The sequence below is a fragment of the Cryobacterium algoritolerans genome (assembly GCF_004402785.1).
In the GTDB taxonomy this organism is placed as follows: domain Bacteria; phylum Actinomycetota; class Actinomycetes; order Actinomycetales; family Microbacteriaceae; genus Cryobacterium; species Cryobacterium algoritolerans.
In genome coordinates this window covers 27,576-53,130 of sequence record NZ_SOFP01000009.1, presented here as the reverse complement: position 1 = coordinate 53,130, position 25,555 = coordinate 27,576, and the positions used below count along the sequence as shown (strand labels likewise).

The 25,555-nt window shown below is 68.2% G+C and carries 26 protein-coding genes and 1 tRNA gene; 11 read left to right on the top strand and 16 right to left on the bottom strand.

Annotation, left to right across the window (positions count from 1 at the left end; genetic code table 11):
- Positions 1-23: 23 nt before the first annotated feature.
- Entirely contained in the window at positions 24-209 is a 186-nt protein-coding gene (locus E3O19_RS01360; protein ID WP_134564828.1) for a helix-turn-helix transcriptional regulator, read from the bottom strand.
- Positions 210-414: 205 nt separating this feature from the next.
- Between E3O19_RS01360 and E3O19_RS01355 the strand changes: the two genes are divergently transcribed.
- Entirely contained in the window at positions 415-1,539 is a 1,125-nt protein-coding gene (locus tag E3O19_RS01355; protein ID WP_134564827.1) for a tyrosine-type recombinase/integrase, read from the top strand.
- Positions 1,540-1,588: 49 nt separating this feature from the next.
- On the opposite strand, the gene E3O19_RS01350 is transcribed toward E3O19_RS01355, so the two are convergent.
- A tRNA-Tyr gene (locus tag E3O19_RS01350) sits at positions 1,589-1,670 on the bottom strand.
- A gap of 155 nt (positions 1,671-1,825) precedes the next feature.
- On the opposite strand from E3O19_RS01350, the gene E3O19_RS01345 reads away from it, so the two are divergent.
- From E3O19_RS01345 to E3O19_RS01335, 3 genes are all read left to right on the top strand, one after another.
- Entirely contained in the window at positions 1,826-2,842 is a 1,017-nt protein-coding gene (locus E3O19_RS01345; protein WP_134564826.1) for a LacI family DNA-binding transcriptional regulator, read from the top strand.
- Between the two features lie 82 nt (positions 2,843-2,924).
- A complete protein-coding gene (locus E3O19_RS01340) occupies positions 2,925-3,413 on the top strand; it encodes a YajQ family cyclic di-GMP-binding protein (protein ID WP_134564825.1) in 489 nt (162 codons plus the stop codon).
- 72 nt (positions 3,414-3,485) lie between these two features.
- On the top strand, positions 3,486-4,841 hold the full coding sequence (locus E3O19_RS01335) for a transaminase (protein WP_134564824.1): 1,356 nt from the start codon (positions 3,486-3,488) through the stop codon (positions 4,839-4,841).
- A 14-nt stretch (positions 4,842-4,855) separates the two neighbouring features.
- Here the strand turns inward: E3O19_RS01335 and E3O19_RS01330 are convergent, their stop codons facing one another.
- The 3 genes from E3O19_RS01330 to E3O19_RS01320 are packed head-to-tail and all read right to left on the bottom strand — an operon-like array spanning position 4,856 to position 8,113.
- Positions 4,856-6,259 carry an FAD-dependent oxidoreductase gene (locus E3O19_RS01330; RefSeq protein WP_134564823.1) on the bottom strand — a complete coding sequence of 468 codons (1,404 nt, stop codon included), beginning with the start codon at positions 6,257-6,259 and terminating at the stop codon, positions 4,856-4,858.
- Between the two features lie 10 nt (positions 6,260-6,269).
- Positions 6,270-7,340 (bottom strand): polyprenyl synthetase family protein, encoded by a 1,071-nt coding sequence (locus E3O19_RS01325; RefSeq protein ID WP_134564822.1) that lies wholly within the window; start codon positions 7,338-7,340, stop codon positions 6,270-6,272.
- Positions 7,341-7,372: 32 nt separating this feature from the next.
- Positions 7,373-8,113 carry a class I SAM-dependent methyltransferase gene (locus E3O19_RS01320; protein ID WP_134564821.1) on the bottom strand — a complete coding sequence of 247 codons (741 nt, stop codon included), beginning with the start codon at positions 8,111-8,113 and terminating at the stop codon, positions 7,373-7,375.
- Positions 8,114-8,176: 63 nt separating this feature from the next.
- On the opposite strand from E3O19_RS01320, the gene E3O19_RS01315 reads away from it, so the two are divergent.
- Positions 8,177-9,409, top strand: coding sequence for an isochorismate synthase (locus E3O19_RS01315; protein ID WP_241981123.1), 1,233 nt, complete (start codon positions 8,177-8,179; stop codon positions 9,407-9,409).
- A gap of 10 nt (positions 9,410-9,419) precedes the next feature.
- Here the strand turns inward: E3O19_RS01315 and E3O19_RS01310 are convergent, their stop codons facing one another.
- The 3 genes from E3O19_RS01310 to E3O19_RS01300 all read right to left on the bottom strand — a co-directional run bounded on the left by E3O19_RS01310 (position 9,420) and on the right by E3O19_RS01300 (position 12,618).
- Entirely contained in the window at positions 9,420-10,283 is an 864-nt protein-coding gene (locus E3O19_RS01310; RefSeq protein WP_134564820.1) for a PPK2 family polyphosphate kinase, read from the bottom strand.
- A gap of 132 nt (positions 10,284-10,415) precedes the next feature.
- The gene (gene menD, locus E3O19_RS01305; protein WP_134564819.1) at positions 10,416-12,128 is read right to left on the bottom strand and encodes a 2-succinyl-5-enolpyruvyl-6-hydroxy-3-cyclohexene-1-carboxylic-acid synthase; all 1,713 of its coding nucleotides are present in this window, start codon (positions 12,126-12,128) and stop codon (positions 10,416-10,418) included.
- Positions 12,121-12,618 carry a PLD nuclease N-terminal domain-containing protein gene (locus E3O19_RS01300; protein ID WP_134564818.1) on the bottom strand — a complete coding sequence of 166 codons (498 nt, stop codon included), beginning with the start codon at positions 12,616-12,618 and terminating at the stop codon, positions 12,121-12,123. The genes menD and E3O19_RS01300 overlap by 8 nt, the downstream gene beginning before the upstream one ends.
- Positions 12,619-12,686: 68 nt before the next feature.
- On the opposite strand from E3O19_RS01300, the gene E3O19_RS01295 reads away from it, so the two are divergent.
- Entirely contained in the window at positions 12,687-12,986 is a 300-nt protein-coding gene (locus E3O19_RS01295) for a DUF4229 domain-containing protein (protein WP_134564817.1), read from the top strand.
- Here the strand turns inward: E3O19_RS01295 and E3O19_RS01290 are convergent.
- From E3O19_RS01290 to E3O19_RS01280, 3 genes are read right to left on the bottom strand one after another with little or no spacing between them, the layout of a single operon-like run.
- Positions 12,960-13,985 (bottom strand): 1,4-dihydroxy-2-naphthoate polyprenyltransferase, encoded by a 1,026-nt coding sequence (locus tag E3O19_RS01290; RefSeq protein ID WP_134564900.1) that lies wholly within the window; start codon positions 13,983-13,985, stop codon positions 12,960-12,962. The genes E3O19_RS01295 and E3O19_RS01290 overlap by 27 nt on opposite strands.
- A 42-nt stretch (positions 13,986-14,027) precedes the next feature.
- On the bottom strand, positions 14,028-15,215 hold the full coding sequence (locus E3O19_RS01285) for an AMP-binding protein (protein ID WP_241981122.1): 1,188 nt from the start codon (positions 15,213-15,215) through the stop codon (positions 14,028-14,030).
- Between the two features lie 2 nt (positions 15,216-15,217).
- Positions 15,218-16,129: a 1,4-dihydroxy-2-naphthoyl-CoA synthase gene (locus E3O19_RS01280; RefSeq protein WP_134564816.1), complete on the bottom strand. Its 912-nt coding sequence runs from the start codon at positions 16,127-16,129 to the stop codon at positions 15,218-15,220.
- 332 nt (positions 16,130-16,461) lie between these two features.
- Here E3O19_RS01280 and E3O19_RS01275 point away from each other — a divergent pair, with 332 nt between their 5' ends.
- From E3O19_RS01275 to E3O19_RS01260, 4 genes are all read left to right on the top strand, one after another.
- A complete protein-coding gene (locus E3O19_RS01275; protein ID WP_241981121.1) occupies positions 16,462-17,469 on the top strand; it encodes a sigma-70 family RNA polymerase sigma factor in 1,008 nt (335 codons plus the stop codon).
- An 86-nt stretch (positions 17,470-17,555) separates the two neighbouring features.
- Complete coding sequence (locus tag E3O19_RS01270) at positions 17,556-17,888, top strand: DUF7882 family protein (protein ID WP_134564815.1); 333 nt, start codon at positions 17,556-17,558, stop codon at positions 17,886-17,888.
- Complete coding sequence (locus tag E3O19_RS01265; protein WP_134564814.1) at positions 17,885-18,148, top strand: hypothetical protein; 264 nt, start codon at positions 17,885-17,887, stop codon at positions 18,146-18,148. Before E3O19_RS01270 ends, E3O19_RS01265 begins: the two co-directional genes overlap by 4 nt.
- A gap of 114 nt (positions 18,149-18,262) precedes the next feature.
- Entirely contained in the window at positions 18,263-19,240 is a 978-nt protein-coding gene (locus E3O19_RS01260; protein ID WP_134564813.1) for an o-succinylbenzoate synthase, read from the top strand.
- 91 nt (positions 19,241-19,331) lie between these two features.
- Here E3O19_RS01260 and ccsB read toward each other — a convergent pair whose 3' ends face one another.
- Genes ccsB through E3O19_RS01235 form a run of 5 tightly spaced genes read right to left on the bottom strand, consistent with a single transcriptional unit; the run spans position 19,332 to position 24,109 of the window.
- A complete protein-coding gene (ccsB, locus tag E3O19_RS01255) occupies positions 19,332-20,384 on the bottom strand; it encodes a c-type cytochrome biogenesis protein CcsB (protein WP_174776876.1) in 1,053 nt (350 codons plus the stop codon).
- Between the two features lie 51 nt (positions 20,385-20,435).
- A complete protein-coding gene (gene resB, locus E3O19_RS01250) occupies positions 20,436-22,124 on the bottom strand; it encodes a cytochrome c biogenesis protein ResB (RefSeq protein ID WP_134564811.1) in 1,689 nt (562 codons plus the stop codon).
- Entirely contained in the window at positions 22,108-22,875 is a 768-nt protein-coding gene (locus tag E3O19_RS01245; RefSeq protein WP_420898570.1) for a cytochrome c biogenesis CcdA family protein, read from the bottom strand. Before E3O19_RS01245 ends, resB begins: the two co-directional genes overlap by 17 nt.
- Entirely contained in the window at positions 22,872-23,468 is a 597-nt protein-coding gene (locus tag E3O19_RS01240) for a TlpA family protein disulfide reductase (protein WP_134564809.1), read from the bottom strand. The genes E3O19_RS01245 and E3O19_RS01240 overlap by 4 nt, the downstream gene beginning before the upstream one ends.
- Positions 23,465-24,109: a histidine phosphatase family protein gene (locus E3O19_RS01235; protein WP_134564808.1), complete on the bottom strand. Its 645-nt coding sequence runs from the start codon at positions 24,107-24,109 to the stop codon at positions 23,465-23,467. Before E3O19_RS01235 ends, E3O19_RS01240 begins: the two co-directional genes overlap by 4 nt.
- Before the next feature lie 77 nt (positions 24,110-24,186).
- Between E3O19_RS01235 and aspS the strand changes: the two genes are divergently transcribed.
- The gene (gene aspS, locus E3O19_RS01230) at positions 24,187-25,500 is read left to right on the top strand and encodes an aspartate--tRNA(Asn) ligase (protein WP_134564897.1); all 1,314 of its coding nucleotides are present in this window, start codon (positions 24,187-24,189) and stop codon (positions 25,498-25,500) included.
- The last annotated feature ends 55 nt before the right edge of the window (positions 25,501-25,555 follow it).

The window sequence follows — 25,555 nt, the reverse complement described above, 5'->3', positions numbered from 1 at the left end:
GTCAGGGGCGTCGCGGCGGCCTCCTACGCTCCGCCGAGCGTGGTGCTCTCCACCCAGGCGACCACTTCGGACTCGACGTACAGCACTGTCTTGGGCGTGGGCTTCCGGTAACTGGGTCCCTTGCCATGGAAACGGAGTTGCGCGAGCTGGCCGCGCGAGACTCCGGGCAGCATCAGGACAACCTGGTCGGGGGTGAGGTAGACGGGCATGGTGTTCCTTCGATCCGGGATCCGGCCGCGACCGTCAAGTCGCGACCGGAGAGACCAATGGGTGGTCCCACTAAGGGGCCATGCGGCGGAAATCTCCACCACCTCCAAATCGAGTGATTTTCACCCGACCAACGCACGGCCGACAGATCCGCCGCATGGCTTAGGAGTAGCGGCCACCCGGCAGCTACGAACAACGGAGTACAACATGGGCAGCATTTCCTCCTACGGCACTGGCGCCGGCAAGCGGTACCGCGTGCGATATCGCGACCCCGCCCGGCAGTCACGCGAGAAGGGCGGCTTCACGCGCAAGAAAGACGCTGAGGACTACCTCGCCGACATCACGGTCGCGACGAACCGCGGCGAGTACGTCGACCCGAAAACCGCCAAGCTCTCCATCCACGAGCTCGGCGTCGAATGGATGGCCAACCAGTCACACCTCAAGCCGTCCTCCCTCCGCACGGTGGAGACCGCATGGCGGGTGCACGTGGAGCCAGCCTGGGGCACGCGACGCATCGGAGAGATCCGGCACTCTGAAGTCCAGTCGTGGGTGACGAAGTTCACGGCGAACGGCGGGAAGCCTCGCTCGGCGACCGTCGTCATCCGAGCGTTCGGCGTGCTCGCCGCCATTCTCGACATCGCCGTACTCGACAAACGGATCTCGTCCAACCCGGCCCGCGGTGTCAAGCTCCCACGCAAGGGGAAGAAGAAGCGCGCCTACCTCTCGGCTGCCCAAGTCGAACTGCTCGCGATGCACGCCGGCGAGCACTCCACATTGGTCTACGTGCTCGCCTACACCGGCATTCGCTGGGGTGAAGCCATCGGCTTGCGCCTATCGTGCCTGGACGCGCTCCGCCGGCGGATGCTTATCGAGGAGAATGCCGTCCTCATCGGCAGCCAGGTTGTTGTCGGCACCCCGAAGACTCACGAGCGCCGGAGCGTCCCGTACCCGAGCTTCCTGTCTGTGCCACTCGCTCGAGCGTGCGAAGGGAAGACCCGGGGGCAGCTGGTGTTCGGTGCCGGCGATGTCCACTTCCCACGGTCCAACACCGAGGGCGGATGGTTCATCAGGGCAGTGCAGGCCGCCCAGAAGGATGATGGCACGTTCCCGCTCATCACCCCGCACGACCTCCGCCACACCGCGGCGAGCCTGGCCATCTCGGCCGGCGCGAACCCCAAGGCAGTGCAGCGGATGCTCGGCCATGCCTCGGCAGCGATGACGCTCGACACCTACGCGGACCTGTTCGAAGACGACCTCGACGCCGTTTCCGAGCGGATGGATGCGGCCCGCGCCGAATCAATTGTGGGGGTTTCGTGGGGGTTGAAGGCCTGAGAGACGCAAAAACCCCCGGAAACACAGGGATTCCGGGGGTTAGGCTCGGTGGCAAGTGAGGGATTCGAACCCCCGAAGTCTAAGACGGCTGATTTACAGTCAGATCCCTTTGGCCACTTGGGTAACTTGCCAATGCGCACCCGATCAGATGAGAACAAGTGACCGGAGACGCTCAGACAGAATACAAGAGTTTTGGCCCCAGTGAGAAATCAAGGCCGGGGAACTGCGCACATCCGCCGGTCGATATGATCGAGTAAGGCTCAATTCCATCGCCGTAAGGAACCCCATGGTCGGCATCGACGAGGTCGCCCGTCACGCGGGCGTCTCCACCGCCACGGTTTCGCGCGCCCTGAGCGGCAACGGCCACGTCTCCCCCGCCACCCGGCTGAAGGTGGAGGCCGCGGCGGACGAGCTGGGCTACGTTGTGTCGTCGACCGCGTCGAGCCTGGCCTCCGGGCGGATGAAGAACATCGGCGTGGTCGTTCCGTTCCTCGACCGCTGGTTCTTCTCCAGTGTGGTCGAGGGCGCCCAGAAGTCCCTGTTGAAGAACGGCTACGACCTCACCCTGTACAGCCTGACCGGCGGAGGCGCCGAGCGCCGGAGCGTGTTCGACCACTTCCTGCTTCGCCAGCGGGTGGATGCCGTGATCGCCATTTCGCTGGAGCTGACGGCCACAGAGGTGACCAGCCTGCACGCGCTGGGCAAGCCCCTGGTCGGCGTCGGCGGCCCGATCGAGGGCGTGCGCACCCTCACGATCGACGACGTCGCCGTGGCCCGGCTCGCCACCGAGCATCTTCTGTCGCTCGGCCACACCCGGATCGCGCACATCGGGGGAAACAAAGACCTAGACCTGGACTTCCACCTGCCGACGAACCGGCGGGTCGGCTACGAGAACGCACTCGACGCGGCCGGGATCAAGCCGGCCGCCGAGTTATTCATGACGGCCGACTTCACCATGCGCGGCGGCTATCAGGCCGCGAAGCAACTCCTCGGCAACCCGCACGACCGGCCGACCGCCATCTTCGCCGCCTCGGACGAGATGGCGATCGGCACCATCCTGGCGGCCAAGGACCTCGGTCTCATTGTGCCGCGGGATGTTTCCGTGATCGGCGTCGACGACCACGAGCTGGCCGATTTCTTCGGGCTGAGCACCATCGCCCAGTTCCCCCAGGGCCAAGGCGCCAAGGCGGTCGAAATCCTGCTCGACCAGCTCAGCCCGGGCAAACACCTCACCCCGACCCTGAACACCCCGATGCCGTTCGAGCTGATCGTGCGCTCGAGCACCGCCCAGACGCCCCGCTGAAACGACGCGGGCGACGCCGGTTGCTTCGCCGGCCGAGACCGGACTGTCGTGATGCTGCGTCCCACTCGATACCATTGCAGGCATGGCAGACTCAACGTTCGACATCGTCAGCAAGGTCGACCCAATGGAGGTCGACAACGCCCTCAACCAGGCCCACAAGGAAGTCGCCCAACGCTATGACTTCAAGAACGTCGGCGCCTCGATCGAGATGAGCGGCGAGAAGGTGCTCATGAAGGCCAACTCCGAGGAGCGGGTCAAGGCGATCCTGGAGGTGTTCGAGTCGAAGCTGATCAAGCGCGGCATCTCGCTTCGCAGCCTCGACGCCGGCGTGCCCTTCGCATCCGGCAAGGAATTCCGGATCGAGGCCTCGATGAAGGCCGGCATCGACCAGGAGAACGCGAAGAAGATCAACAAGATCATCCGCGACGAGGGCCCGAAGGGCGTCAAGAGCCAGATCCAGGGCGATGAACTGCGCGTCAGCTCGAAGAGCCGCGACGACCTGCAGGCCACGATGGCCCTGCTCAAGGGCACGGATCTCGAGGTCGCACTGCAGTTCGTGAACTTCCGCTGACCGAGGGTTCGACCAACCGGCCTCTCCGCCACTATGCTCACAGCACATCCGTGAGTCTCAGCGAGGAGCGCCATGATAGACCGTGACCGGTTAGCCCAACTGCACCGGCGTGAGCTGGAAACCTTTGCGGAGCGCAATCCGAAGTCGGCCGCCGCGTATGAGAACGCAAGCCACCTCTTCGGCAAGGTGCCGATGACCTGGATGAACAAGAAGGCCGGCGGGTTCCCGCTCTATCTCGCCACCGCGCGAGGTAGCCGGGTCACCGACCTCGACGGGCACGAATACCTCGATTTCGCTCTCGGCGACACCGGCGCGATGGCGGGGCACTCCCCCGCCGCCGTAGTCGACGCGATCGGCCGCCGCATCTTCGAACAGGGCGGGCTGACGACGATGCTCCCGACCGAGGATGCCGAGTGGGTCGGCGCGGAACTCACCCGCCGGTTCGGGGTCGACCGCTGGAGCTTCGCCCTCACGGCCACCGACGCAAACCGCTGGGCCATCCGTCTCGTGCGCGCCCTGACCGACCGGCCGAAGATCCTCTTCCACAGCTACTGTTACCACGGCAGCGTCGACGAGTCGTTGATCGTCGTCGGCCCGGACGGGGAGGGGATGAGCAGGCCCGGAAACGTCGGCGCGCCCGTCGACGTCACCGAGACGAGCCGGGTCGCCGAGTTCAACGACCTCGAGGGCCTCGAACGCCAGCTGGGGCACGGCGACGTTGCCGCGGTGCTGATCGAGCCGGCCCTGACCAACATCGGCATCGTCCTGCCCGACCCCGGCTACCACGAGGGGGTCCGCGAACTCACCCGCCGTCACGGAACGCTCCTCATCATCGACGAGACGCACACCTTCTCGGTTGGGCCGGGCGGGGCAACCCAGGCCTGGGGCCTTGACCCGGACGTCGTTGTGATCGGTAAGGCCATTGGCGGAGGTACTCCCAGTGGAGCATATGGCCTGTCGGCCGAACTGGCCGACCGGGCGCTCAGCCGCACCGACCTCGATCTGGTCGACATGGGCGGGGTGGGCGGCACCCTGGCCGGCAGCCCGCTCTCGGTGGCCGCCATGCGCGCGACCCTGGAAGAGGTGCTCACGGATGCCGCGTTCGAGGGGATGATCGCCACCGCCACGCTCTACACCGCCGGCATCCAGCGCATCTTCGACGAGCACGACCTGCCCTGGTCGATCAACCAGCTCGGTGCGCGTGCCGAGTACCGATTCGTCAAGCCGTACCCGCGGAACGGCACGGAGTCGAACGCGGCCGGCGACGGCGACCTCGAGGACTTCCTGCACCTCTACCTGGCGAACCGGGGCATCCTTCTGACGCCGTTCCACAACATGGCGCTGATGAGCCCGGAGACGAGCGCCGAGGACGTCCAGGCCCACCTTGACGTGTTCGAAGCGGCCGTGACCGAGCTACTGCAGGGCTGAACCGCTTTCCAGCGCTACTTGGTCGGAACGCTTGCCGGCTCCCGGCGGGAGACGGCGATCATGTCCTCGCGGGGGACGACCTTGATCCGGGCGCGCCCCTCGGCCGCGCCGAGCGCGAGCTCGTGCTGGTCGAGACGGTGCCAGCCATCGAGATTGGTGTACTCGATCCCGCGTTCGTCGAGCATCGACAGCACGCTCTCTTCCGACGGCTCGGCCGGGTGCCACCAGTTGCCGAGATCGTTGATCAGGTGCCGCACCGTCTCCATCGCGTCGGACTTGGTGTGGCCGATCAGGCCGACCGGGCCGCGCTTGATCCAGCCGGTCGCATAGACACCGTAGAGCTGCTGATTGGCACTGGCGGAACCGGAACCCGGTTCGCCCTTCCAGAGCACCTGGCCCTCGCGGTTGGGGATGACGCCGCGCTTCTTGTCGAACGGCACACCGGGCAGCGGAGAGCCGAAGTAGCCGACGGCGCGGTAGACGGCCTGAATGGGGAGCTCGCGGATCTCACCGGTACCGACGACGCCGCCGTGCCCGTCCGGCCTGGTGCGTTCATACCGGATCGCGCCGACCCGGCCCGTGCCGTCGTCGGCGATCTCCACCGGCTTGGCGAAGAAATGCAGGTGGAGCCGGCGGCTGGCAGTGCCCGCCGGGCGCTCGCGCCACTTGTTCAGCACCTTGTCGATGACGAAGACCTGTTTGTTGCTGGCTACCGCGTCCCGTGCGGCGTCGTCGTAGTCGAAGTCCTCGTCGTAGACGACGATGTCCACGTCGGGCAGCTCGCCGAGTTCGCGCAGTTCGAGCGGAGTGAACTTGACCGAGGTCGGGCCCCTGCGGCCGAACACGTGCACGTCGGTGACGGCCGACGCCTGGAGCCCCTCGTAGACGTTGGCCGGGATCTCGGTGGGCAGCAGGTCGTCCGCGTGCTTGGCGAGCATGCGCGTGACGTCCAGGGCCACGTTCCCGTTGCCGATGACCGCGACCTGCCTGGCCTCGAGCGGCCAGGTGCGAGGGTAGTCGGGGTGCCCATCGAACCAGCTGACGAACCGGGCGGCTCCGTAGGAGCCCGCCAGGTCAATCCCGGGGATCTTGAGGTCGGCGTCACGCACCGCGCCGGTGGCGAAGATGACCGCGTTGTAGTGCGTCTTCAGGTCGTCCATCGTGATGTCGACCCCGAAGCGCACGTTGCCGAAGACCCGGATGTCGCCGCGGTCGAGCACGTCGCGGAGTGCGGTGATGATGCCCTTGATCCGGGGGTGGTCCGGTGCGACGCCGTAGCGCACGAGTCCGTAGGGAGCCGGGAGGTGATCGAACAGGTCGATCGAAACTTCGAAATTCCGTTCGGCCTTGAGCAGGATGTCGGCGGCGTAGATGCCCGCAGGTCCCGCGCCGACAATGGCCAATCGCAACTTGGTCATGGAAGCCTTTCTAACTGGATCGCTCGACGATCGTGTCCGCGAATCGCGTGAGCGCCTTCTTCACGGATCCGTCGGGCAGTGGGGAGAGCGCGGCGACGGCGTCGCGCGCCCAGCCGTGCGCCTCGGAGAGGGTTTGAGTCGTGACGTCGTGCTCGCGGAGGGCGGCGATGGCCGAGTCCGCCGCGACGCCGGCAGCGGCTCCGGGAGCCATCACGTCTCGTTCCAGCCGGGCCAGCAGGGCGGCGGCTCCGGGGTCGCGGGGTGCGCGTTCCCGGAGCCGGAGCACCGGCAGGGTCGCCACGCCGGCGCGGAGGTCGGTGCCGGCGAACTTGCCCGTTTCCTCCGGCTGGGGCGACAGATCGAGCACATCGTCGATGAGCTGGAAGGCGACGCCGATCTTCTCGCCGAATTGCACCACCGGCCGCTCGAAGGCGTCGGGCGCGTCGGAGAAGATGACCCCGGCCTGGGCCGCGGCGGCGATCAGCGAACCGGTCTTGTCGGCGAGCACCTGGATGTAGTGCTCCACCGGGTCTTCACCGTCGTGCGGACCGACGGTCTCGTGCAACTGGCCGAGCACGAGACGTTCGAAGGTGTCGGCCTGCAGGCGGATCGCTCGCTCGCCCAGCCGGGCCATCAACTGGCTGGCCCGCGCGAACAGGAGGTCCCCGGTGAGGATCGCAATGGAGTTTCCCCACACTGTCTGGGCGCTGGGCACCCCGCGGCGCTGGTGAGCGTCGTCCATCACGTCGTCGTGGTACAGCGAGGCCAGGTGGGTGATCTCGATCGCGGTGGCGGCGGTGACAACGTCGTCGAGGACACCGCTGCCGAGGTGGGCGGTGAGGAGGGCGAGCATGGGGCGCACTCGCTTGCCGCCCGCATTCAGGAGGTATCGGCTGGTGACGTTCGCGACCTCGTCCGCGAAGGTGACCTCGCCGAGCAGACTGGCCTCGACCTGTTCGAGGCCGACGTCGATGCCGGTCGCCAGGCCGCGGTCGTCCTTCGACGAGAAAATGCGATCGCTGAGGCCCAGCTGGCTCGTCACGGAAGAGCCGCGGCGGAACAGTGGCACGCTCGGTTTCACTCGGTCAGCCTATCGATCGGAACTGGGAGGACTCAGGAAGTGGTATCCGCTGCGGCCGTGTTCGCTGCGTTCGCCGGCTTGATGCCGCGATGCAGAGCCACGATGCCCAGGGACAGGTTGCGGTATGCCACGCCCTCGTAGCCGGCATCCCGCAGCCAGGCGCTCAGGGTGGACTGGTTCGGCCAGGCGGCGATCGACTCGCCGAGGTAGTCGTAGGCCTCGGCGTTAGAGGATGCGAGCTTCACAACGAGGGGCATGACGTGATTCAGGTAGGCGAAGTAGGCGGCGCGGATCGGCGCGAACGGCGGGGTGGAGAACTCGCAGATCACGACACGTCCGCCGGGCTTGGTCACCCGGTAGAACTCGGCGATGGCCTTCCTGGGTTCGACGACGTTCCGGAGCCCGAACGAGATCGTCACGGCGTCGAACTCACTGTCGGCGAAGGGCAGTGCGGTGGCGTCGGCCTGCACGAATTCGATCAAGGGGTTCCCGGCGTGTCGCTCCCGGCCGACCCTGATCATTCCCGCGGAGAAATCCGCGGCCACGACGTGCGCGCCGGTCCTGGTCAGCGCAGCGCTCGAGGTGCCGGTTCCAGCCGCGATATCGAGGATCCGGTCGCCTGGTTGCGGGGCCACAGCGCGGGTTGCCGCCACCCGCCAGAGCGCCGCGTTCCCCACCGACAGCACCGCATTGGTGCGGTCGTAGTGGGTGGAGACCTGGTCGAACATGGCGGCAACCTGCTCGGGCTGCTTATTGAGGTCTGCTCTGCTCACTCCCTCAGTCTAGATTGCCCGCGCACACGCCCGGCATCCACCCTGCTGGCATAGGCTGGGCGAGTGAATGCGCAGGCCCTGACGGTCGAAACCACTCCCATCGCCGACGTCCGCCAACTCATCCTTCTGCTCGACCACCATGAACCGCTGTTGTGGATGCGACGCAACCAGGGCCTGGCCGGCATCGGCACGGTCCTGCGGCTGGAGTTCTCCGGGCCCACCCGATTGACGGATGCCGCCGCCGCCTGGCGCGATGTGGTCGCGGCTGCCACGGTGACCGATCCGCTCTCCCGCACCGGCACCGGGCTGCTCGCCTTCGGGGCTTTCGCCTTCGATGCGTCTTCGGCCCAGACCAGCGTGCTGATCGTGCCCCAGGTCATCGTCGGCCGCGAAAACGGCCAGTGCTGGGTCACTCGGATCTGGCCCACCGGCGGCACCAGGCCCGAGATCCCGCTCGCCTTCCGGCCGCTCGGCAACGAGTATCGCATCTCACTCCTGCCTGGTGCCCTGACCGCCGTGGGCTACCGCGCCGCAGTGGGTGAGGCCATCGGCCGGATCGCCGCCGCCGATCTCAACAAGGTCGTCCTGGCTCGCGACCTCGTCGGGCGCCTGCCCGCCGAGTCCGACCTTCGCCGGGCCGTGAGCGAACTCGCCCTCGGCTACCCGGACTGCTGGACCTACGCCGTCGACGGCCTCGTCGGGTCGAGCCCCGAAACTCTGATCCGCGCCGACCACGGCGAAGTGAACGCGCGGGTGCTGGCCGGAACGATGTCCCGCGGCGCGGACGCGGCATCCGACCTCGAGGCCGCGCTCCATCTCGCCACTTCGTCCAAGGACGGCGACGAGCACGCGTTTGCCGTGCAGAGCGTGCTGGCCTCGTTGCGCCCGCACACCTCGCACCTGACCACCAGCGAGATCCCCTTCACCGTGAAACTGCCCAACCTCTGGCACCTCGCGACGGATGTCGAGGGCACGCTCAGCGACGGGTCGAACTCCCTCGACCTGATTGCGGCGATGCATCCGACCGCCGCGGTCGCCGGCACGCCGACGGAGACGGCTCTCGCGCTGATTCGCGAGCTGGAGCCATTCGACCGCGGCCGGTACGCCGGGCCCGTCGGTTGGGTCGGCGCCGACGGTGACGGCGAATGGGCGATCGCGCTGCGCTGCGCACAGGTCACCCCCGCCGGTGACGTCACGGCCTACGCCGGCTGCGGGATCGTGCTTGACTCCGAACCCGACCGCGAGCTCGCCGAAACCCGGATGAAGTTCCGCCCGATCGTGGAGGCCTTCGGCTGAACACCAATGGTCAGGTCGCGGCGAGGCGGGCCTTCTCGGCGGCCACGTCAAAGGCTGCCACCGGCCATTCGAGCGCCAGGCGCTCGAGGGCGTCGATGAGCAGGTGCCGCACGGCCAGGCGCGCGTACCACTTCTTCTCGGCCGGTACGACGAACCAGGGGGCCGCCGGCGTGGACGTGCGCTCCAGGGCGAGCTGGTACGCCTCCTGGTACGTATCCCAGCGCATCCGCTCGTCGACGTCGCCCGGGTGGTACTTCCACTGCTTGTCTGCGCGGTCGAGCCGCTCCATCAGCCGCGCCTTCTGGTCGTCAGAGCCGATCTGAAGCATGACCTTGACGATCGTGGTTCCCTCGTCGGCGAGCTGCTGCTCAAACTCCCTGATCTGGCCGTAGCGGGCCTCGAGTTCGGCCGGTGACGCCAGTCGGCGCACCCGGGCGATCAGCACATCTTCATAGTGCGAGCGGTCGAAGACCCCGATCAGGCCGGCGTCCGGCAGGCGCTTCCGCACCCGCCAGAGGAAATCGTGCGCCCGCTCCTCCTCGGTCGGCGCCTTGAACGCGTACAGACGGATGCCCTGCGGGTCGACCGACCCGACGACGTGCCGCACGATCCCGCCCTTGCCGGCGGTGTCCATCGCCTGCAGCACCAGCAGCACCCGGCGCGCGTCACCGAACTTGCTGCCGGCGAACAGTTTCTCCTGCAGGGTGGACAGCACGCGGGCCCCCTCGGCTAGTGCCCTGTCCGCGTTCTGCCTGTCCACTCCGTTGAAACCGGGGGTGGAACCTGGGTCGACGTCGGCGAGCCGGAACCCGCCCCTCACCCTGAGCAGCGAGGTCGGGTCGTCGTTCCAGAACTTCTTCGTGAGCTCACCCACGGTGCACCCTTCGTCCACGCTTCAGCCAGTGCCGCCGATCATTCGCCGGTGGACGCCATTCTGGCGCAGCGGAACCGCACCGCGCCAGAGCGACTGGAAGGCGACCGGCCGGGCGACCGGGCGGCGGCTGCGCTACCGGGCGAGCGGAACCTCGAGGATGCTCGGCCCGGCCGGCGGCATGGTCAGGGCCTGTTCGAGCTCGCTGCGCGTGCCGGCGCGGCCGTACTCCCAGCCGTAGGCTGCCGCGAGTTGCGCGAAGTCCATCCGCTGCGGGGTGAAAAGCACCCGTGTCACCGACTCCATGCGGGCGGATGCCGCAACCTCGAGGCCGTCGAAGATGGTGCCACCGCCGTCGTTTCCGACGATGACCTGCAGACGCGGGCGCGGTTCACCTGGCGTGAGCAGGAGTGACCCGGCGTCGTGCAGCAGCGCGAGGTCGCCGAGAAGCAGCCGGGTGACCCCGGCCGGGCGCGGCTCGGGGCCGAACTGGCTGGCGAGGGCGACGCCGACCGCCGTGGCCACGGTGCCGTCGATTCCGGCGAGGCCTCGGTTGGAGTGCACCGGGATCTTCTTGCCGCTCACCAGCCGGTCTGCCTCCCGGATCAGGCGGGAGGCGCCGAACACGAGCCGGTCGTGGGGCCAGGACACGCGCCACACCGCGTCGACCAGCATCGGCCGGGTGACCGGCGCGCGGAGTGCCGAGAGTTCGGCCCGGGTCATTCCGCGTTCACCGACCGGGGGCGTCGCCAGATCGGCCGAGCCGTCGAGCAGCCGACGACTGGTCATCACCCACCGGCCGAGCCATTCCCGCGCTTGGCGAGTTCCGGCCGCCAGGACAGCCGTCTCGTCGGCAATGACCGACCGGGCGAACACGCGCACCCGGTGCCCGGGGTTGAACCATTCGGCGCCGGTCGCCGCCACGACGATGGCCTCGACGCCGTCCCTCTGGAGCAGCGCCGGGATCTCCCGGCTGAGCGTGGGATGCCCGAACACGACGGCCCGCTCCACGCGGCCGCCGAATTCGTCGGCCTGGAGCAACTCGCGGTAAGCGCCGACCAGGTTCGGGCCGAAGCGCGCCCCGCTACTCACCTCGGCGAGCAACGGCCAACCGCCGGAGCGGGCGAAGGCTTCGGCCTCAGCCGTGGCGCCGGTGCCGGCGATGACCACGGTGCGCGGGCCGGCCGCCACCGGAACGGCTGGCTCCGGCTCGGGCCGCGACCGCACCGGGGCAGGAGAGTCGAAGGCAGGAAGGGACAGGTCCGTCAGGTCCACCGGTGCCGAGAGCGGCTCTCGGAAGCCAAGGTTGAGCTGCACCGGGCCTGGGTCGGCCGCGACCCGGCCGGTGGCCGCATCCATGGCCCGGCGCGCCAGCGCCGCGGCGGCCTCTGCCTCGTCCGGCCGCCCGGCCGGCGTCGGCACGTCGACGCAGAGCCGCGTCGCCGGACCGAACAATCCGGGCTGCACCGTGGTCTGGTTCGAACGGATGCCGCGCAACTCGTCGGGCCGGTCGGCCGTGAGCAGGATCATCGGCACTCCGGAGTGGTGCGCCTCGAGCACCGCGGGGTGGAGGTTCGCCACGGCGGTGCCGGATGTGCAGACCACCAGGGCAGGCCGACCGGACTCGACGGCCAGGCCGAGGGCCAGGAATCCCGCACCGCGCTCGTCGATGCGCACGTGCAGCCGGATCAGCGCGAGCCGCTCGAGTTCGGCACAGACCAGGGCGAGGGCCTGCGACCGGGCGCCCGGGCTGAGCACGATGTCGCGCACGCCCAGGCGGACGAACTCGCCGAGAAGTCCGACGCTGAAATCGGTGGCCGGGCTACCGCTGCCTGGCGCCTCAGGCATCCCGTCGGCCGGGCAGTTCGCCCTCGCCCGGATCTGCCTGCTTGGGGTCGAAACCCGCGTTGTCCGCCGACCCGGTGGCCCCGGTCGAACCGGTGCCCCCGGTCGAACCTGCTGAACCGGGGGTCCCGGTCGAACCTGCTGAACCGGGGGTCCCGGTCGAACCGGTGCGCGGGTCGGGTTTGTCGAGGTCGGCCAGTTCCTGCTCGAGGGCGCGGATCCGCTCCTCGTCGGTTTTCTGCCGGCCGAGGCCCTTGAGGAAGTCGAGGTCGTCGTCGGGGGCCATCGACCGGATGATGCCCGCGCCGCGGCGGCCGCGGCCCACGATCAGCCAGAGTAACGGTCCGACGACCGGGACCAGGAAGATGACGAACATCCACACCCAGCGCGGCAGCCCGCGCACGCGGTTGCGGGCGGTGGTCGCACAGTCGACCAGGGAATAGACGGTCAGGATGACGACCGCTAGCCCCACGACAATCCACACCTTGACCATCTGGTCATTCTAGAGCGCCCAGCCGAGAGATCGGTGTGTAGCTGGGAGCGGAGCTCTAAGCTGGAGTCATGAAAGCTGTTCCTGCCTGGTTGTCCTACTCGGTTTACCGAGTGCTCCTGTTCGCCGTTCCGCTCACGCTCCTGCTTGCCCTGCAGATCACCTGGTGGGTTGCCGCCCTCGTCGCGGCGTTGATCGGCGTATGCCTGTCCTACCTCTTCCTGCGCAAGCCTCGCGAGCAGGTCGCGCTCGGCCTGTACCAGGCGCGCCACCCCGCCGTGGAGACGGCCCACCCCGACGCCGAGTCCGAGGACGCGTCGATCGACCGCGCCGCGGGCGACGCGCTACAGCGCGAACGCCAGGGCGAGTAACACTCCATAGGCGAGGGCCGCGAGGCTGGTCAACTTCAGCGCGAGCACAAGTTCCTTCGACGTGGTCGCGGTGACGGTGATCAGGCATGCCGGCACGGCCAGGAACAGCACGAAGAACGTGGACCAGGCCAGCGGGTAGAACAGCCCGAAGAACCCGGAGATCAGGAACGGCACGAGCAGGAGGACGCAGAACACGACCCGCGACGCCGTGCCGCCGATCAACACGGCAAGGGTGCGTTTGCCGGAGGCCCGGTCGGGTTCCAGGTCGCGCAGGTTGTTCACCATCAACACGGCGCAGGCGAGCAGGCCGATTCCGACGCCGCTCAGCCAGCTTTCGGTGTTGACGGTGCCCACCTGCACGAACGTGGTACCGAGCGTGGCAACGAGCCCGAAGAACACGAAAACGAAGACCTCACCGAGGCCGAAGTAGCCGTAGGGACGACGTCCGCCGGTGTAGAACCAGGCGGCGACGATGGCCGCGGCGCCGACCAGCAGCAGCCACCATTGACCGGTCAGCACCACGAGGGTGAGGCCTGCCAGCGCGGCGAGAGCAAAGAAGGCCAGGGCCACGGACAATACCGCGCGCGGCCGCGCCGCGCCACCACCGGTCAGCCGGGCCGGGCCGATCCGGTTGGCGTCAGTGCCACGGATGCCGTCCGAATAGTCGTTCGCGTAGTTGACGCCGATCTGCAGGCATAGGGCCACCACCAGCGCAAGCGATGCCCGCACCCAGTGGTAGGTGCCCGGCCCACTGGCGACAATGGCTGCCCCGGTGCCCAGCGCCACCGGCGCGATGGCGAGAGGAAGCGTGCGCAGGCGCGCGCCGGACACCCAGTCACCGGCCGTCGCGGGCCGGCCGGTTGCCGCCGCGCGGGTCCGGGGGGCGTTCCGCTTGGCGGGGTTGCCCGATTTGCCTGGCCCGGTCGTTTTTCCTGCCCTGGACGTCCCGCCTGAGCCGGAATGGGAGCCGGTGGACGCCGAGGGGTTCAAACGCTGCATCTTGGGCCTGATCGGCCGCGCTGGTTGTGCCACGCATTCATGCTACTTCTTGGCGGCCCCGGCCAGCCGCGCGAGCTCCTGGCGATCCGGTTTGCCGGAGGCGAGCATCGGAATCGCGGCGACGAAAACGAGGCGCGCCGGCCGGGCCGCCGGTCCGAGCACGGCCCCCGTCGCGGCCCTCACCCGGTCGAGCGGCTCCGGGCCGACCGTCGCGGGAGAAGACGCCGGCCAGTCCGCCGGGAACGGGACGACGACGACCGGCACCTGGCCCCAGCGGTCATCGTCCCCGGCGACCGCCACGGCCTCGGCCAGGCCGGGAAGGGATCGCACGACCCGTTCGACGGCGTCGAGCGACACCTTCTCGCCGCCCGAGATGATGACATTGTCCAGGCGCCCGAGCACCCGCACGAGGCCGCTGGCCGGGTCGACGTCACCCAGGTCGCCGGTGCGATACCAGCGGACCCCACGCGCCTGGCCGAAACGTTCCGTGGTCAGATCGGGGTCGCCGAGATAGCCCTCGGCGAGCACCGACCCCGAGATCTCGAGCTGCCCGTCGACGGCGCGCACCTCGGTGTCGCCGATCGGCAGGCCGTCGTAGACGCAGCCGCCGGCCGTCTCAGAGGAACCGTAGGAGCGCACCACCCGCAGGTGGAGGTCCGCCGCGCGGGCCAGGAGGCCGACGGGGACGGCCTGGCCGCCCACGAGGATGCCGGTGAATCGTCGCAGTGCTGCCAACAGGCGCCGGTCATCGTCGGCCGCGGCAACGAGCCGGGCCAGCTGGGCCGGCACGAGCGAGGTGTACCGCAGCGGTTCGGCCAATCGCTCCGCGCCGGAGAGAAAGCCCACCAGGTCGAAGTGCCCGCCGGGCAGCACCACCGGGGTGGTCTGGGCGGCGATCGATCGCACGAGCACCTGCACTCCCGCGATGTAGTGCGCCGGGAGCGCGAGCAGCCACTGGCCGGCGCCCCCGAGGGCAACTGCCCCGGCCGACGCGCTGCTGAGCAGCGCGTCGGTGCCGAGCATCACGCGTTTGGGGACGGATGTGGACCCCGACGTCTCGATCACTACCGCCACCCGACGTGGCACGAGGGTCCCCCCGGCCAGCGCGAGGGCGGGGACCAGTCCTGGAACCGGGAGCAGAGCGGGGCCGACGCCGGCGAGCGCCTCCCGTAGGCCCACCATCAGTTCGAGGGGCTCGCCGGCCGATACCGTGCGCAGCTCACGGGTCACCGCTAGAACTGCCAGTCGTATGGGCCCCAGTCGGGGTCGCGCTTCTCGAGGAACGCGTCGCGCCCTTCGACGGCCTCATCGGTACCGTACGCGAGGCGGGTGGCCTCCCCGGCGAAGACCTGCTGGCCGACGAGCCCGTCGTCGACGGCGTTGAAGGCGAACTTGAGCATCCGGATGGCGGTGGGCGACTTGGTCAGGATGGTGCGCGCCCAGGCCAGCGCCTCCACCTCGAGCTCGGCGTGCGGTACGACCGCGTTCACAGCACCCATCTCGAGGGCGCGCTGCGCGGAGTATTCGCGGGCGAGGAAGAACACCTCCCGCGCGGCCTTCTGGCCGACCTGCCGGGCGAAGTAAGCGCTGCCGTAGCCGGCATCGAAGGAGCCGACGTCGGCATCGGTCTGTTTGAACTTGCCGTGTTCGGCGCTGGCGATGCTGAGGTCACAGACGACGTGTAGGGAGTGGCCTCCACCGGCCGCCCAGCCGGGGATGACGGCGATGACGACCTTGGGCATGAACCGGATCAGGCGCTGCACCTCAAGGATGTGCAGTCGGCCGCCGCGGGCCTTGTCGATGCCGCTGGCGGTCTCGCCTTCGGCGTACTTGTAGCCGTCGCGGCCGCGGATACGCTGGTCGCCGCCCGAGCAGAACGCCCAGCCGCCGTCCTTGGGGCTGGGCCCGTTGCCGGTGAGCAGCACGACGCCGATCCTCGGGTTGACCCGCGCGTCCTCGAGCGCCGCGTGCAGTTCATCGACCGTGCGCGGACGGAACGCGTTCCGCACCTCCGGCCGGTTGAATGCGACCCGGGCGATCTGCCCGGTCAGGTCGTGATGGTAGGTCACATCGGTGAGTCCGTCGAAACCGGCGACCTCCCGCCATTGGCTCGGATCGAAGATTTCGGACACCTGTTCGGTCATCCCGCCAGCCTACGCGGACGGGGCAGCGCGTGCCCCCGACCGGGCGCGGTCCCCCGCGCGCTCTTAGCAGCTCCGGGCCCGACACGCCGTGTCGACACGCCGTGAGAAGACCTCAATTACTCCTTCGGGGGAGGAGAAGTCAACCCCCTTGAGAGGCAGGTTTTCACCATGTGTACTGAGTGCCTGAGATCACCCGAGATCGACCCGGAGGTAGTCATGGCTGGATATGGCGCAGGGGCAGGATTCCACAACGAAGTGAACGCGATTGACGTGAACAGCGCTGAGGGGAACCGCCTTTTCGTGGACATCATTGAGATCGGGGCGGTGCACTCATGAGCGCCCTGGTTCAGACACCGCTCTCCGCCCCACCGATGCGGGCCGCGCCGGCCGCCCCTTCCTCTCCGAGCCGCGGAGCCGGTACCTCGTCGGTCTCCCGATACAGCCGAGCCTCAACGGATGCCTTCGGCGATTACCTGCGCCGCATCGGGAAGGGCCCGCTCCTCACAGCCCTCGATGAGGTGGAGCTCGCCCGCCGGATCGAGGTCGGCCTGTTCGCCGGCGAACGCCTGGCGAAGGGCGTCTCCGACCCGGCCACCGCGCGCGAGCTTGCCTGGCTTGCCCACGACGGCGGCCGCGCCAAGAACCACTTCATCGAGGCGAACCTCCGCCTCGTGGTGAGCATCGCCAAACACTACTCCGGCCGGGGCGTCCCGATCATGGACCTCGTGCAGGACGGAAACATCGGACTCGTTCGCGCGGTCGAGAAGTACGACTTCATGACCGGCTACAAGTTCTCCACCTACGCCACCTGGTGGATCCGCCAGGCCATCCACCGCGGAATGGCCGACAAGTCCCGGATGATCCGCATCCCCGTGCACACCGCCGAGAAGCTGAACAAGATCAAGCGCATCCGCCGTGACCTCACGAGCACGCTCGACCGCGACCCCAGCCTGCGCGAGCTCTCCGACGCGGCGCAGATCCCGGCCAGGGACGTCTCCCGGCTGCTCCAGTACGACAACGAGCCGATCTCACTGCACGCTCCGGTGGGCGACGGGATCGGCGACATCTCCGAATTGATCATCGACGACGACCTGCCCCAGCCCGACGAATACGCCACCATCACCCTGCGCGCGGCCGATATCTGCTTCTACCTGGAAGCCCTGCCACCGCGCGAACGGGCCATCCTCGTCGCCCGCTTCGGCCTGGACGGAGATGAGCCGCGAACCCTCGACCAGATCGCCGTGATCCAGGGCGTGACCCGGGAACGCGTGCGGCAGATCGAGAAGCGCGCGCTGGCCCTCCTGCACGTGCCCCGGCTCGAACGGTACCTCCGGGATTGACGCCTGGTTCACCCCCGAACTGAGAGTATCCCGCTGCCATGGTTCTCGCGTATTGTCACTAGTAGTCATTAAACGGGGGTTGTGAGATGGGCAAGCTGACTTACAATTCGACGTTGTCGGCCGACTTCGATGACCGTGTCCTCGCCCACATCCAGGTCGTCATCGGCGCGAAGCTGCGCCGCGGCGAATGCTTTTATTTCACCTGGCGTGATGACCCCCAGGGCGGGGACGGCCGGAGCACCATCTGGCTGCACCCGGCCATCCCCCTCGCCTACAAGTACTTCGGCGGGCGGTCGCCGAGCCTGAACCGGGACTGGATCGAGGCCCTGATGCTCACCGCCAACTCCTCTGGGGGCCTGCAACTCGTGCCCGAACCACACCGGACCGCGGTCGTCCTGAAAGTGAAAGACGAATCATGAACCGCGTCGACATCGTCTACGGGGGCGCGCAGTACTCCCTGGCCGGCCGCTCGATCGAGTCGATCCAGACGGAGATCAGCGTGGCGATCACGGCCGGAACGCCGTATTGGCTGCGAGTGAACAGCGGCGGCGGCCGATTCGAGGACGCCTACCTGCTCATCGCCCCCGGCATCCCATTCGCCGTGCTCAATGTCAAGCCGGAAGACGGCCAGGACATCGATCTCGACGTGGACGGGGTGTTCGGGAAGGACCTGCTCTGACCCACTCGGACTCCCACACGGACTCCCACCCCGGATGCCACACGCGTTCCTGTCAGTGCCTCCAGGGAGGGAGGTTCGTCAGCGGTGCTTCCCGGCTGCTGGCACACTGGGAGGATGCTGCCTTCACTGGACGATTTGCTCGGAACGGCCCGCGTCGTCGCGTTGCCGCTGGTCACGCGGTTTCGCGGCATCAACAGCCGTGAGGCACTGCTGCTGCACGGCCCGGAGGGCTGGACCGAGTTCTCCCCTTTTGCCGAGTACGACGATGCCGAATCCGCCACCTGGCTCCGCGCGGCCATCGACTTCGGCTGGCAGAAGACTCCCGCCGTGCTCCGCGACCGCATACCGGTCAACGCCACAGTGCCGGCCGTCGATGCGGCCGAGGTGGCCGGTGTGCTCGCCCGGTTCCCCGGCTGCCGAACCGCGAAGGTGAAGGTCGCGGCACCCGGCCAGACCCTGGCCGACGACGTGGCCCGGGTGCGGGCCGTGCGCGATGTGCTCGGGCCGGAGGGACGCATCCGGGTCGACGCGAACGGGCTGTGGAATGTGGACGAGGCCGAGCATGCCATCCATGCGCTGAACGAGTTTGACCTCGAATACGTCGAACAGCCGTGTGCGAGCATCGAGGAACTCGCCGAAATTCGCAGCCGCACCGCGTACCTGGGTGTCGGCGTCGCCGCGGACGAGAGCGTGCGCCGCGCCGACGACCCCTTGCGGGTGGCCCGCACGGATTCCGCGGACATCCTCGTGATCAAGGCAGGGCCGCTCGGCGGCATCCACGCGGCGCTGGCCCTGATCAAGGAGTCCGGTCTCCCGGTCGTGGTCTCGAGCGCCCTTGACACCTCTGTGGGGATCTCGATGGGCGCGTACCTCGCCGCCGCGATCGACGGCCTCGACTACGACTGTGGCCTCGGCACCGCGTCGCTGCTCGCGGCGGACGTCACGCGGGAGCCGATCCTGCCGGTCGACGGCAGCATCCCGGTGCGCCGGGTCACCCCGGACCCCGACCTGCTCGACCGCTACGCGGCATCCGCCGAGCGGCGCGCCTGGTGGCTGGCCCGCCTGGAACGCTGCCACGCACTGCTCCCCTGACCCGCGAAAGTGCACTTTTTGCCCTTATCGCTGCGCCGAAGGGGCGAAAAATACACTTTCGCGGAAAGGAGAGCCGGGTTTCGTGCCCGGGCTAAAGGCCGGAGTAAGAGTGCAGGCCCTTGAAGAACACGTTGACGATGCCGAAGTTGAACATCACGGCGCTGAAACCCACGATCGCGAGCCACGCCGACCGGGAGCCCCGCCAGCCGCGGGTTGCCCTGGCGTGGATGTACCCGGCGTAGATGGTCCAGATGATGAAGGTCCAGACCTCCTTGGTGTCCCAGCCCCAGTACCGGCCCCAGGCCTTCTCGGCCCAGATCGAGCCAGCCATCAGGGTAAAGGTCCAGAGGATGAAGCCGATGATATTGACCCGGTAGGCCAGGTTCTCCAGGGTTGCCGCAGAGGGCAGCGTGGCAAGGAAACGGAGCGGGTTCTTCCACGCCGGGGTCGGCGCGCCAGCCGGCACGGACCCAGCCGGCACGGACCCGGCAGGCACGGACCCGGCAGGCACGGACCCGGCAGGAGGGGAACCAGCCGCACCAACCGCGGCAGCTTCGCGCCGGAACTGGAGCAGCTGCACGGCCGAGAGCGCGAAGCCGAGGGCGAAGAAGCCGGTGCCCAGCGACGCAACGAACACGTGGATGACGAGCCAGGCCGACTGCAGCGCGGGCGGCAGCGGCGCGACCTCGACGTAGAACCGCAGGGCCGCGATTCCCAGCAGCACGAGCACCATGCCGGTCACGAAGGTGCCGAGGAAGCGGAGATCGGCCCGGGTGAGCACGATCAGGAACACGGTCACGATCAGCAGGGTGCCGGTCATCGCGAACTCATACATGTTAGCCCAGGGCACCCGACCGGCGGCGAGGCCCCTGAGCACGTCGGCGACGAGGTGGATCAGCCAGGCGAGCACGGTGAGCGACACTCCGACGCGCAGGCTGGGCGAACGGCCGTACGGCATCGACGCGTCGTTCACGATCCGCGCGCTGATCCGGGTGAGGGTGGCTGTGCCTCCCGACACCCCGGAGGAACGCATGGCCTCCCGGCGTGTCGTTCGAAGCGCCTCGCCCTGGGCCTGGCTCACCGCGGCCGAGCGCTTGGCCAGGTCGAAGGAGAAGGCGATGAAGGCCAGGGCATAGACCGCCATGGCGGAGTAGAGGCTCAGGATCGAGAGCTCGTTGAGATTCACTGTTTCAGCCTAAGTGCGTTCGGGGGCCGCGGTGGCCAATTGGGAGGATAACAGCAGGTCCGAGTGCCGGTCGGCGAGGGCGGTCACGACAGATTCGAGCGCCGGGTCCTCACCGCGGGCGAGCCCGGCGTATTCGAGTCGCACAGAACCGTCGGCTTCCTCAATGGCCTTCACCCAGACCCGTCGCCGCGGCACGAACAGGCTGGTCAGCAGTCCGAGCAGGGCGAGCACCGCGAACGAGAGCACCCAGAGCTGGGTAGGGTCATTGTGGATATCGAAGGAGGCGAACCTGAGCACCGAGCCGGAGAAGTCGCCGGCCTTCGCCCCGGGGTGTGCGTCGTCGAAGGTGACCGAACCGAGGCCGTTGGGCAGCTGCTGGGTCTCCCCCGGCTTGAGTTCGACCGACTTCGTTCCGGTCTTACCGCCAGTGAGCTGGGTCATCTTGTCGGTGTTGAGTGAGTAGACGGATGTCGGCACCCCCGCGTTCAGGCCGAGGTCGCCGGCATAGACGTTGAGCGTGAGCAGCGGGTATTCGAGGTCGGGGAACGAGGAGTAGAACGCACCGGAGGTGGCCTTGGCCTGGGTCGGGTAGAAGAAGCCGATCATGCCGAGCTGTTTCGCCAGCCCGTCGGGGACCTTGATCACTCCGAGCGAGGTGAGGTTGGCATCCTGCGGCAGGAACGGTACCGCATCGGTGAAGACGACGTCGCCCTTCGGGTTCTTGACCGTGATCGACGGGGCATAGCCGTTGCCGAGCAGGTACACGTCAGTGCCGCCGGTGCGCATCGGCCCGTTCACCTTGACCTCGCCGGTCTCCGTCGACTGTCCCCGGCGGGTGACACTCACACCGGCGGTGAAGTCGATCGGCTGGCCGTACGCCTTGAGGTTTTTCGTCTCGTAGGTGACCGCGAAGTCGTTGAGGGTGAGCTTGTACGGATCGAGGCTGTTGTCGTTGAAGAACCGGCCGGGGTTGAACGAGTCGTAGGCCAGCAGGGTGTTCACGAAGGTCTGGCCTTCGACCAGCACCCGCTGCCCGCTGAACCCGAATCCGCTGCCGAACCCGACCGTGATCAGGATGCCGACGAGGGCGCAGTGGAAGACGAGGTTGCCGGTCTCCCGCAGGTAGCCGCGCTCGGCCGAGGCCGAGAACTCTCGTCCGTCGGCCTGGGGTGCGCTGTCGAACAGGGCGACCCGGTAGCCGCCGGCCCGGAGGAGCCCGCGGGCGGAGCCGACGGCTGCCGCGGCATCCGTGCCGGCCGGAACGGTGCGCGTGGTGAAACCGGCCAGGCGGGCCAGGCGGGCCGGCGTGCGCGGTGGCCTGGCCCGCAAGGCCAGGAAGTGGTGCTTCGTGCGCGGGATGACGCAGCCGATCAGGGAGATGAACAGCAAGAGGTAGATCGCTGAGAACCAGGCCGACGCGTAGACGTCGAAGGCCTGGATCTTGTCCAGGGCCGGGGCCAGGTCGGGGTTGTCGGTGAAGTACTGGGTGACCCCGTTCGGGTCGGAGCTGCGCTGTGGCACCAGTGACCCGGGCACGGCGGCGATGGCGAGCAGCAGCAGCAGGAACAGCGCCGTGCGCATGTTGGTGAGTTGGCGCCAGATCCAGCGCAGCCAACCGACGACGCCGAGGCGCGGCTGGTTGACTGCGTCATCGCTGAGCGGTGCCGGGGAGTCGTAGTGGTCAGATGGGCGTGACAAAGCTGCCAATCACTCCTTGCAGGTCGAGGAGCCAGGCATTCCACACGCCGCTCACCATGAGCACACCGATGACGACGAGTAACACGCCACCGAAGAGATTGATCGTTCGCACGTTCCGTTTGAGGAACGCCACCGCGCCCGTCGCCCAGCTCAGGCCGAGCGCGATCAGCAGGAAGGGGATGCCGAGGCCGAGGGCGTAGAACAGGGCGAGCAGCCCGCCCTGCCAGGGTGACCCCGTCGTGAGGCTGAGCGAGTTGATCGCGGTCAGGGTGGGCCCGGTGCAGGGCGTCCAGCCCACGGCGAAGACGGCCCCGAGGATGGGGGCCCCGGCCAGCCCCATTCGCGGCTTCCAGGTGGCCTTGACCGTGCGCTGCAGGCCTGCGAACTGGCCGACGAAGACGAGGCCGAGCAGGATGACGAGCGCCCCGGCGACCCGGGTGACCAGGTCCCGGTACTGATTGAGCCAGAAACCGGCGAATCCGAAGACGACGCCGGTGAGAACGAAGACGAGCGTGAACCCAAAGATGAAGAGGGCGACACCGGCCAGGAGCCGGTTACGGCCGCGCCGGTCCCCGCGGGCCGCAGTCGAGCGGCCGTCGGTGAACCCGCCGATGTAGGCGAGGTAGCCGGGCACGAGCGGCAGGATGCACGGCGACGCGAAGGAGACGAGGCCGGCCAGCACCGCAACCGGGATGGCGAAGAAGAGTTGACCGCCGAAGACGATCTCACCGAAGGGATTTCCCACGCTCACGCGCCTTCGTCGAGCGCCGATGACACCAGGGTCTCAAGGATCGATGGCGAGGACAGCTGGCCAAGGATGCGGGCGGCGACCCTTCCCGACCGGTCGATCACCAGCGTGGTCGGCACCGCATTGGGCGGGATGCTTCCGCTGAAGGCCAGCTGCATGGCCCCATCACCGACATCCATCACCGACGGGTAGCCGACACCGAAGTGCTCATTGAAGGCGACCGCGTTCGCGGCCTGGTCGCGCACGTTGACGCCGACGAAGGAGGCACCCTTGCCCTCGAACTGCGCGCTGAGCTTCTGCAGGGCGGGGGCCTCGGCGCGGCACGGGGCGCAGCTGGCGTACCAGAAATTGACGACGACGACCTGCCCGGCGTAGTCGGCGCTGGAGAGTGCCGCGCCGGTCTCGCTCGTGCCGGTCCAGGCGATCGGGTCGCCGCGTTTCGCGGCGGGGATCTCGGTCCAGCTGCCGTCGCCGGCGATGAAGCCCTTGTTGCTGCCCTCGCGGTACTGAGCCGCGAGGGGGTCGGTCGCACAGCCGGTCAGGAGCAGCGCCACCGCCACGAGTCCGACGATCGCCGCGCGCGGACGGAACGTCATACCGCCCCCACGTCGGTGGCGCCGGCCTGCAAGTCGACGGCGGGGTTCGAGTAGCCCACCTCGACCGCATCGGTGCCTCGCCAGGACAGTGTGGTGATGCTCGAGAGGCCGCACCGGCGTTTGCGGGGGTCGTGGGCGAGGCGTTCGCCGCCGAGGGCGCGGTGCACCATCCAGATCGGAAGCTGGTGGCTCACCAGCACGACGTCGCCGCCGTCGACGGAGCGGTGCGCGTCGCCGATTGCGGCGAGCATCCGTTCGGCGATGGACTGGAACGGCTCTCCCCAGCTGGGCCGGAGGGGGTTGACCAGTGCCCGCCAGTTGCGGGGGTCGTGCAGGGCGCCGTCGGCGCCGCGCATCCGTTTGCCCTCGAAGAAGTTGGCCGGCTCGATCAGGCGTGGGTCAATGTCGACGGGGAGAACGAAGGCCGCCGCGATCGGTGCCGCGGACTCGCGCGTGCGCTGCAGCGGTGAGGCGATTATGCGGGAGACCGGGCGTCCGCGAGCGACCAGGTCGGCCGCCGCCATCTCCGCCATGGACAGGCCACGATCGGAGAGACCGAAGCCCGGCAGGCGTCCATAAAGAACACGTTCTGAGTTGAACACCTCACCGTGACGGACGAGGTGTATCTGACTGGCTGCCACGAGAACAGTCTACGGAGGGCACACCCGCGAATTCGCCGAGAGCGTGCCGCTAAACTTGGCGAGTGACCGCGCGCATACTGATCAAGAACCTGGCCGCCCTCGAGAACGGCACCGTTACGGTGTCCGGGTGGGTTGACACCGTCCGCGACCAGAAAAAGGTGCAGTTTGTGGTGCTCCGGGATGAGACCGGCGCGGTGCAGCTGGTGAATCCCCGCAGCACGGATGCCGAGGGCGTGGTCGTCACCGACGAGCCGGCGAGCACCATCTCCGCCCTGTCCCAGGGCAGCTTCGTCACCGTGACCGGCGAGCTCAAGCACGACGAGCGGGTCAAGCTGGGCGGCATCGAGATCAAACTGGCCACCATGGAGCTCGTCACCGTCGCCATCCCGGAGACACCGATCGCGGCCGACTCCAGTCTCGACAAGCGGCTGGACTGGCGCTTCCTCGACCTGCGCCAGCCCAAGCAGAACCTGATCTTCCGCATCCAGACCACCTTTGAGCACGCCCTCCGCACCTACTGGGTCGAACACGATTTCATCGAGCTGCACACCCCCAAACTGATGGCCAGCGCGAGCGAGTCCCGCGCCGAGCTGTTCGAGGTGGAGTATTTCGAGACGAAGGCGTACCTCGCGCAGAGCCCGCAGTTCTTCAAGCAGATGGCGCAGTCGGCCGGCTTCGGCAAGGTATTTGAGGTCGGGCCGGCGTTCCGGGCCGACCCGTCGTTCACCAGCCGCCACGCCACCGAGTTCACCAGCGTCGACGCCGAGATCAGCTGGATCGACAGCCACGAAGACGTCATGCAGCTGCACGAAGAGCTGCTCGTCGCCGGTTTCGCCGCGGTGAAGGCCAAGCACGGTGAGGAGGTGCTCGCCCTGTTCGGTGTCGAGGTGACCGTGCCGAGCCAGCCGTTCCCGCGCATCCCCCTGGCCGAGGCCAAGGAGATCGTCAAGAGCCGCGGTTACGAGGTGCCGCGCGACGACGACGACATGGACCCGGAGGGCGAGCGTCAGATCGCCGCCTACGTGGCCGAGGCCTACGGGCACGAATTCGTCTTCCTCACCGACTACGCCGCCAGCATCCGCCCGTTCTACCACATGCGCCCCGAGGGCGACGCGAGCGTCACCAACAGCTACGACCTGATCTTCAACGGCACCGAGATCTCGACCGGCGCGCAGCGCGAGCACCGCATCGACGTTCTCGTCGAGCAGGCCAAGGAGAAGGGCCTCGATCCGGAAGAACTCGGCGGTTACCTCGACTTCTTCCGCTACGGCGTGCCCACCCACGGCGGTTTCGGAATGGGGCTCGCCCGCGTGCTCATGCTGATGCTGCACCAGACCAGCATCCGCGAGGTCACCTTCCTCTTCCGCGGCCCGTCCCGACTCGAGCCGTAGGCGGTTCCGGCCAGATCCGGCGGTCGAACCGCGCCGGTGGTCGAGCCTGTCGAAC

Coding starts and splice junctions, on each gene's coding strand:
- E3O19_RS01280 (WP_134564816.1), bottom strand. CDS start 16,129: ATGACCGAACAGGTGTCCGAAATCTTCGATCCGAGCCAATGGCGGGAG.
- E3O19_RS01290 (WP_134564900.1), bottom strand. CDS start 13,985: ATGCAGCGTTTGAACCCCTCGGCGTCCACCGGCTCCCATTCCGGCTCA.
- menD (WP_134564819.1), bottom strand. CDS start 12,128: ATGCCTGAGGCGCCAGGCAGCGGTAGCCCGGCCACCGATTTCAGCGTC.
- E3O19_RS01260 (WP_134564813.1), top strand. CDS start 18,263: ATGCTGCCTTCACTGGACGATTTGCTCGGAACGGCCCGCGTCGTCGCG.
- E3O19_RS01335 (WP_134564824.1), top strand. CDS start 3,486: ATGATAGACCGTGACCGGTTAGCCCAACTGCACCGGCGTGAGCTGGAA.
- E3O19_RS01355 (WP_134564827.1), top strand. CDS start 415: ATGGGCAGCATTTCCTCCTACGGCACTGGCGCCGGCAAGCGGTACCGC.
- ccsB (WP_174776876.1), bottom strand. CDS start 20,384: ATGGCGGTCTATGCCCTGGCCTTCATCGCCTTCTCCTTCGACCTGGCC.
- E3O19_RS01265 (WP_134564814.1), top strand. CDS start 17,885: ATGAACCGCGTCGACATCGTCTACGGGGGCGCGCAGTACTCCCTGGCC.
- E3O19_RS01360 (WP_134564828.1), bottom strand. CDS start 209: ATGCCCGTCTACCTCACCCCCGACCAGGTTGTCCTGATGCTGCCCGGA.
- E3O19_RS01275 (WP_241981121.1), top strand. CDS start 16,462: ATGAGCGCCCTGGTTCAGACACCGCTCTCCGCCCCACCGATGCGGGCC.
- E3O19_RS01295 (WP_134564817.1), top strand. CDS start 12,687: ATGAAAGCTGTTCCTGCCTGGTTGTCCTACTCGGTTTACCGAGTGCTC.
- E3O19_RS01345 (WP_134564826.1), top strand. CDS start 1,826: ATGGTCGGCATCGACGAGGTCGCCCGTCACGCGGGCGTCTCCACCGCC.
- E3O19_RS01330 (WP_134564823.1), bottom strand. CDS start 6,259: ATGACCAAGTTGCGATTGGCCATTGTCGGCGCGGGACCTGCGGGCATC.
- E3O19_RS01300 (WP_134564818.1), bottom strand. CDS start 12,618: ATGGTCAAGGTGTGGATTGTCGTGGGGCTAGCGGTCGTCATCCTGACC.
- E3O19_RS01340 (WP_134564825.1), top strand. CDS start 2,925: ATGGCAGACTCAACGTTCGACATCGTCAGCAAGGTCGACCCAATGGAG.
- E3O19_RS01270 (WP_134564815.1), top strand. CDS start 17,556: ATGGGCAAGCTGACTTACAATTCGACGTTGTCGGCCGACTTCGATGAC.
- E3O19_RS01240 (WP_134564809.1), bottom strand. CDS start 23,468: ATGACGTTCCGTCCGCGCGCGGCGATCGTCGGACTCGTGGCGGTGGCG.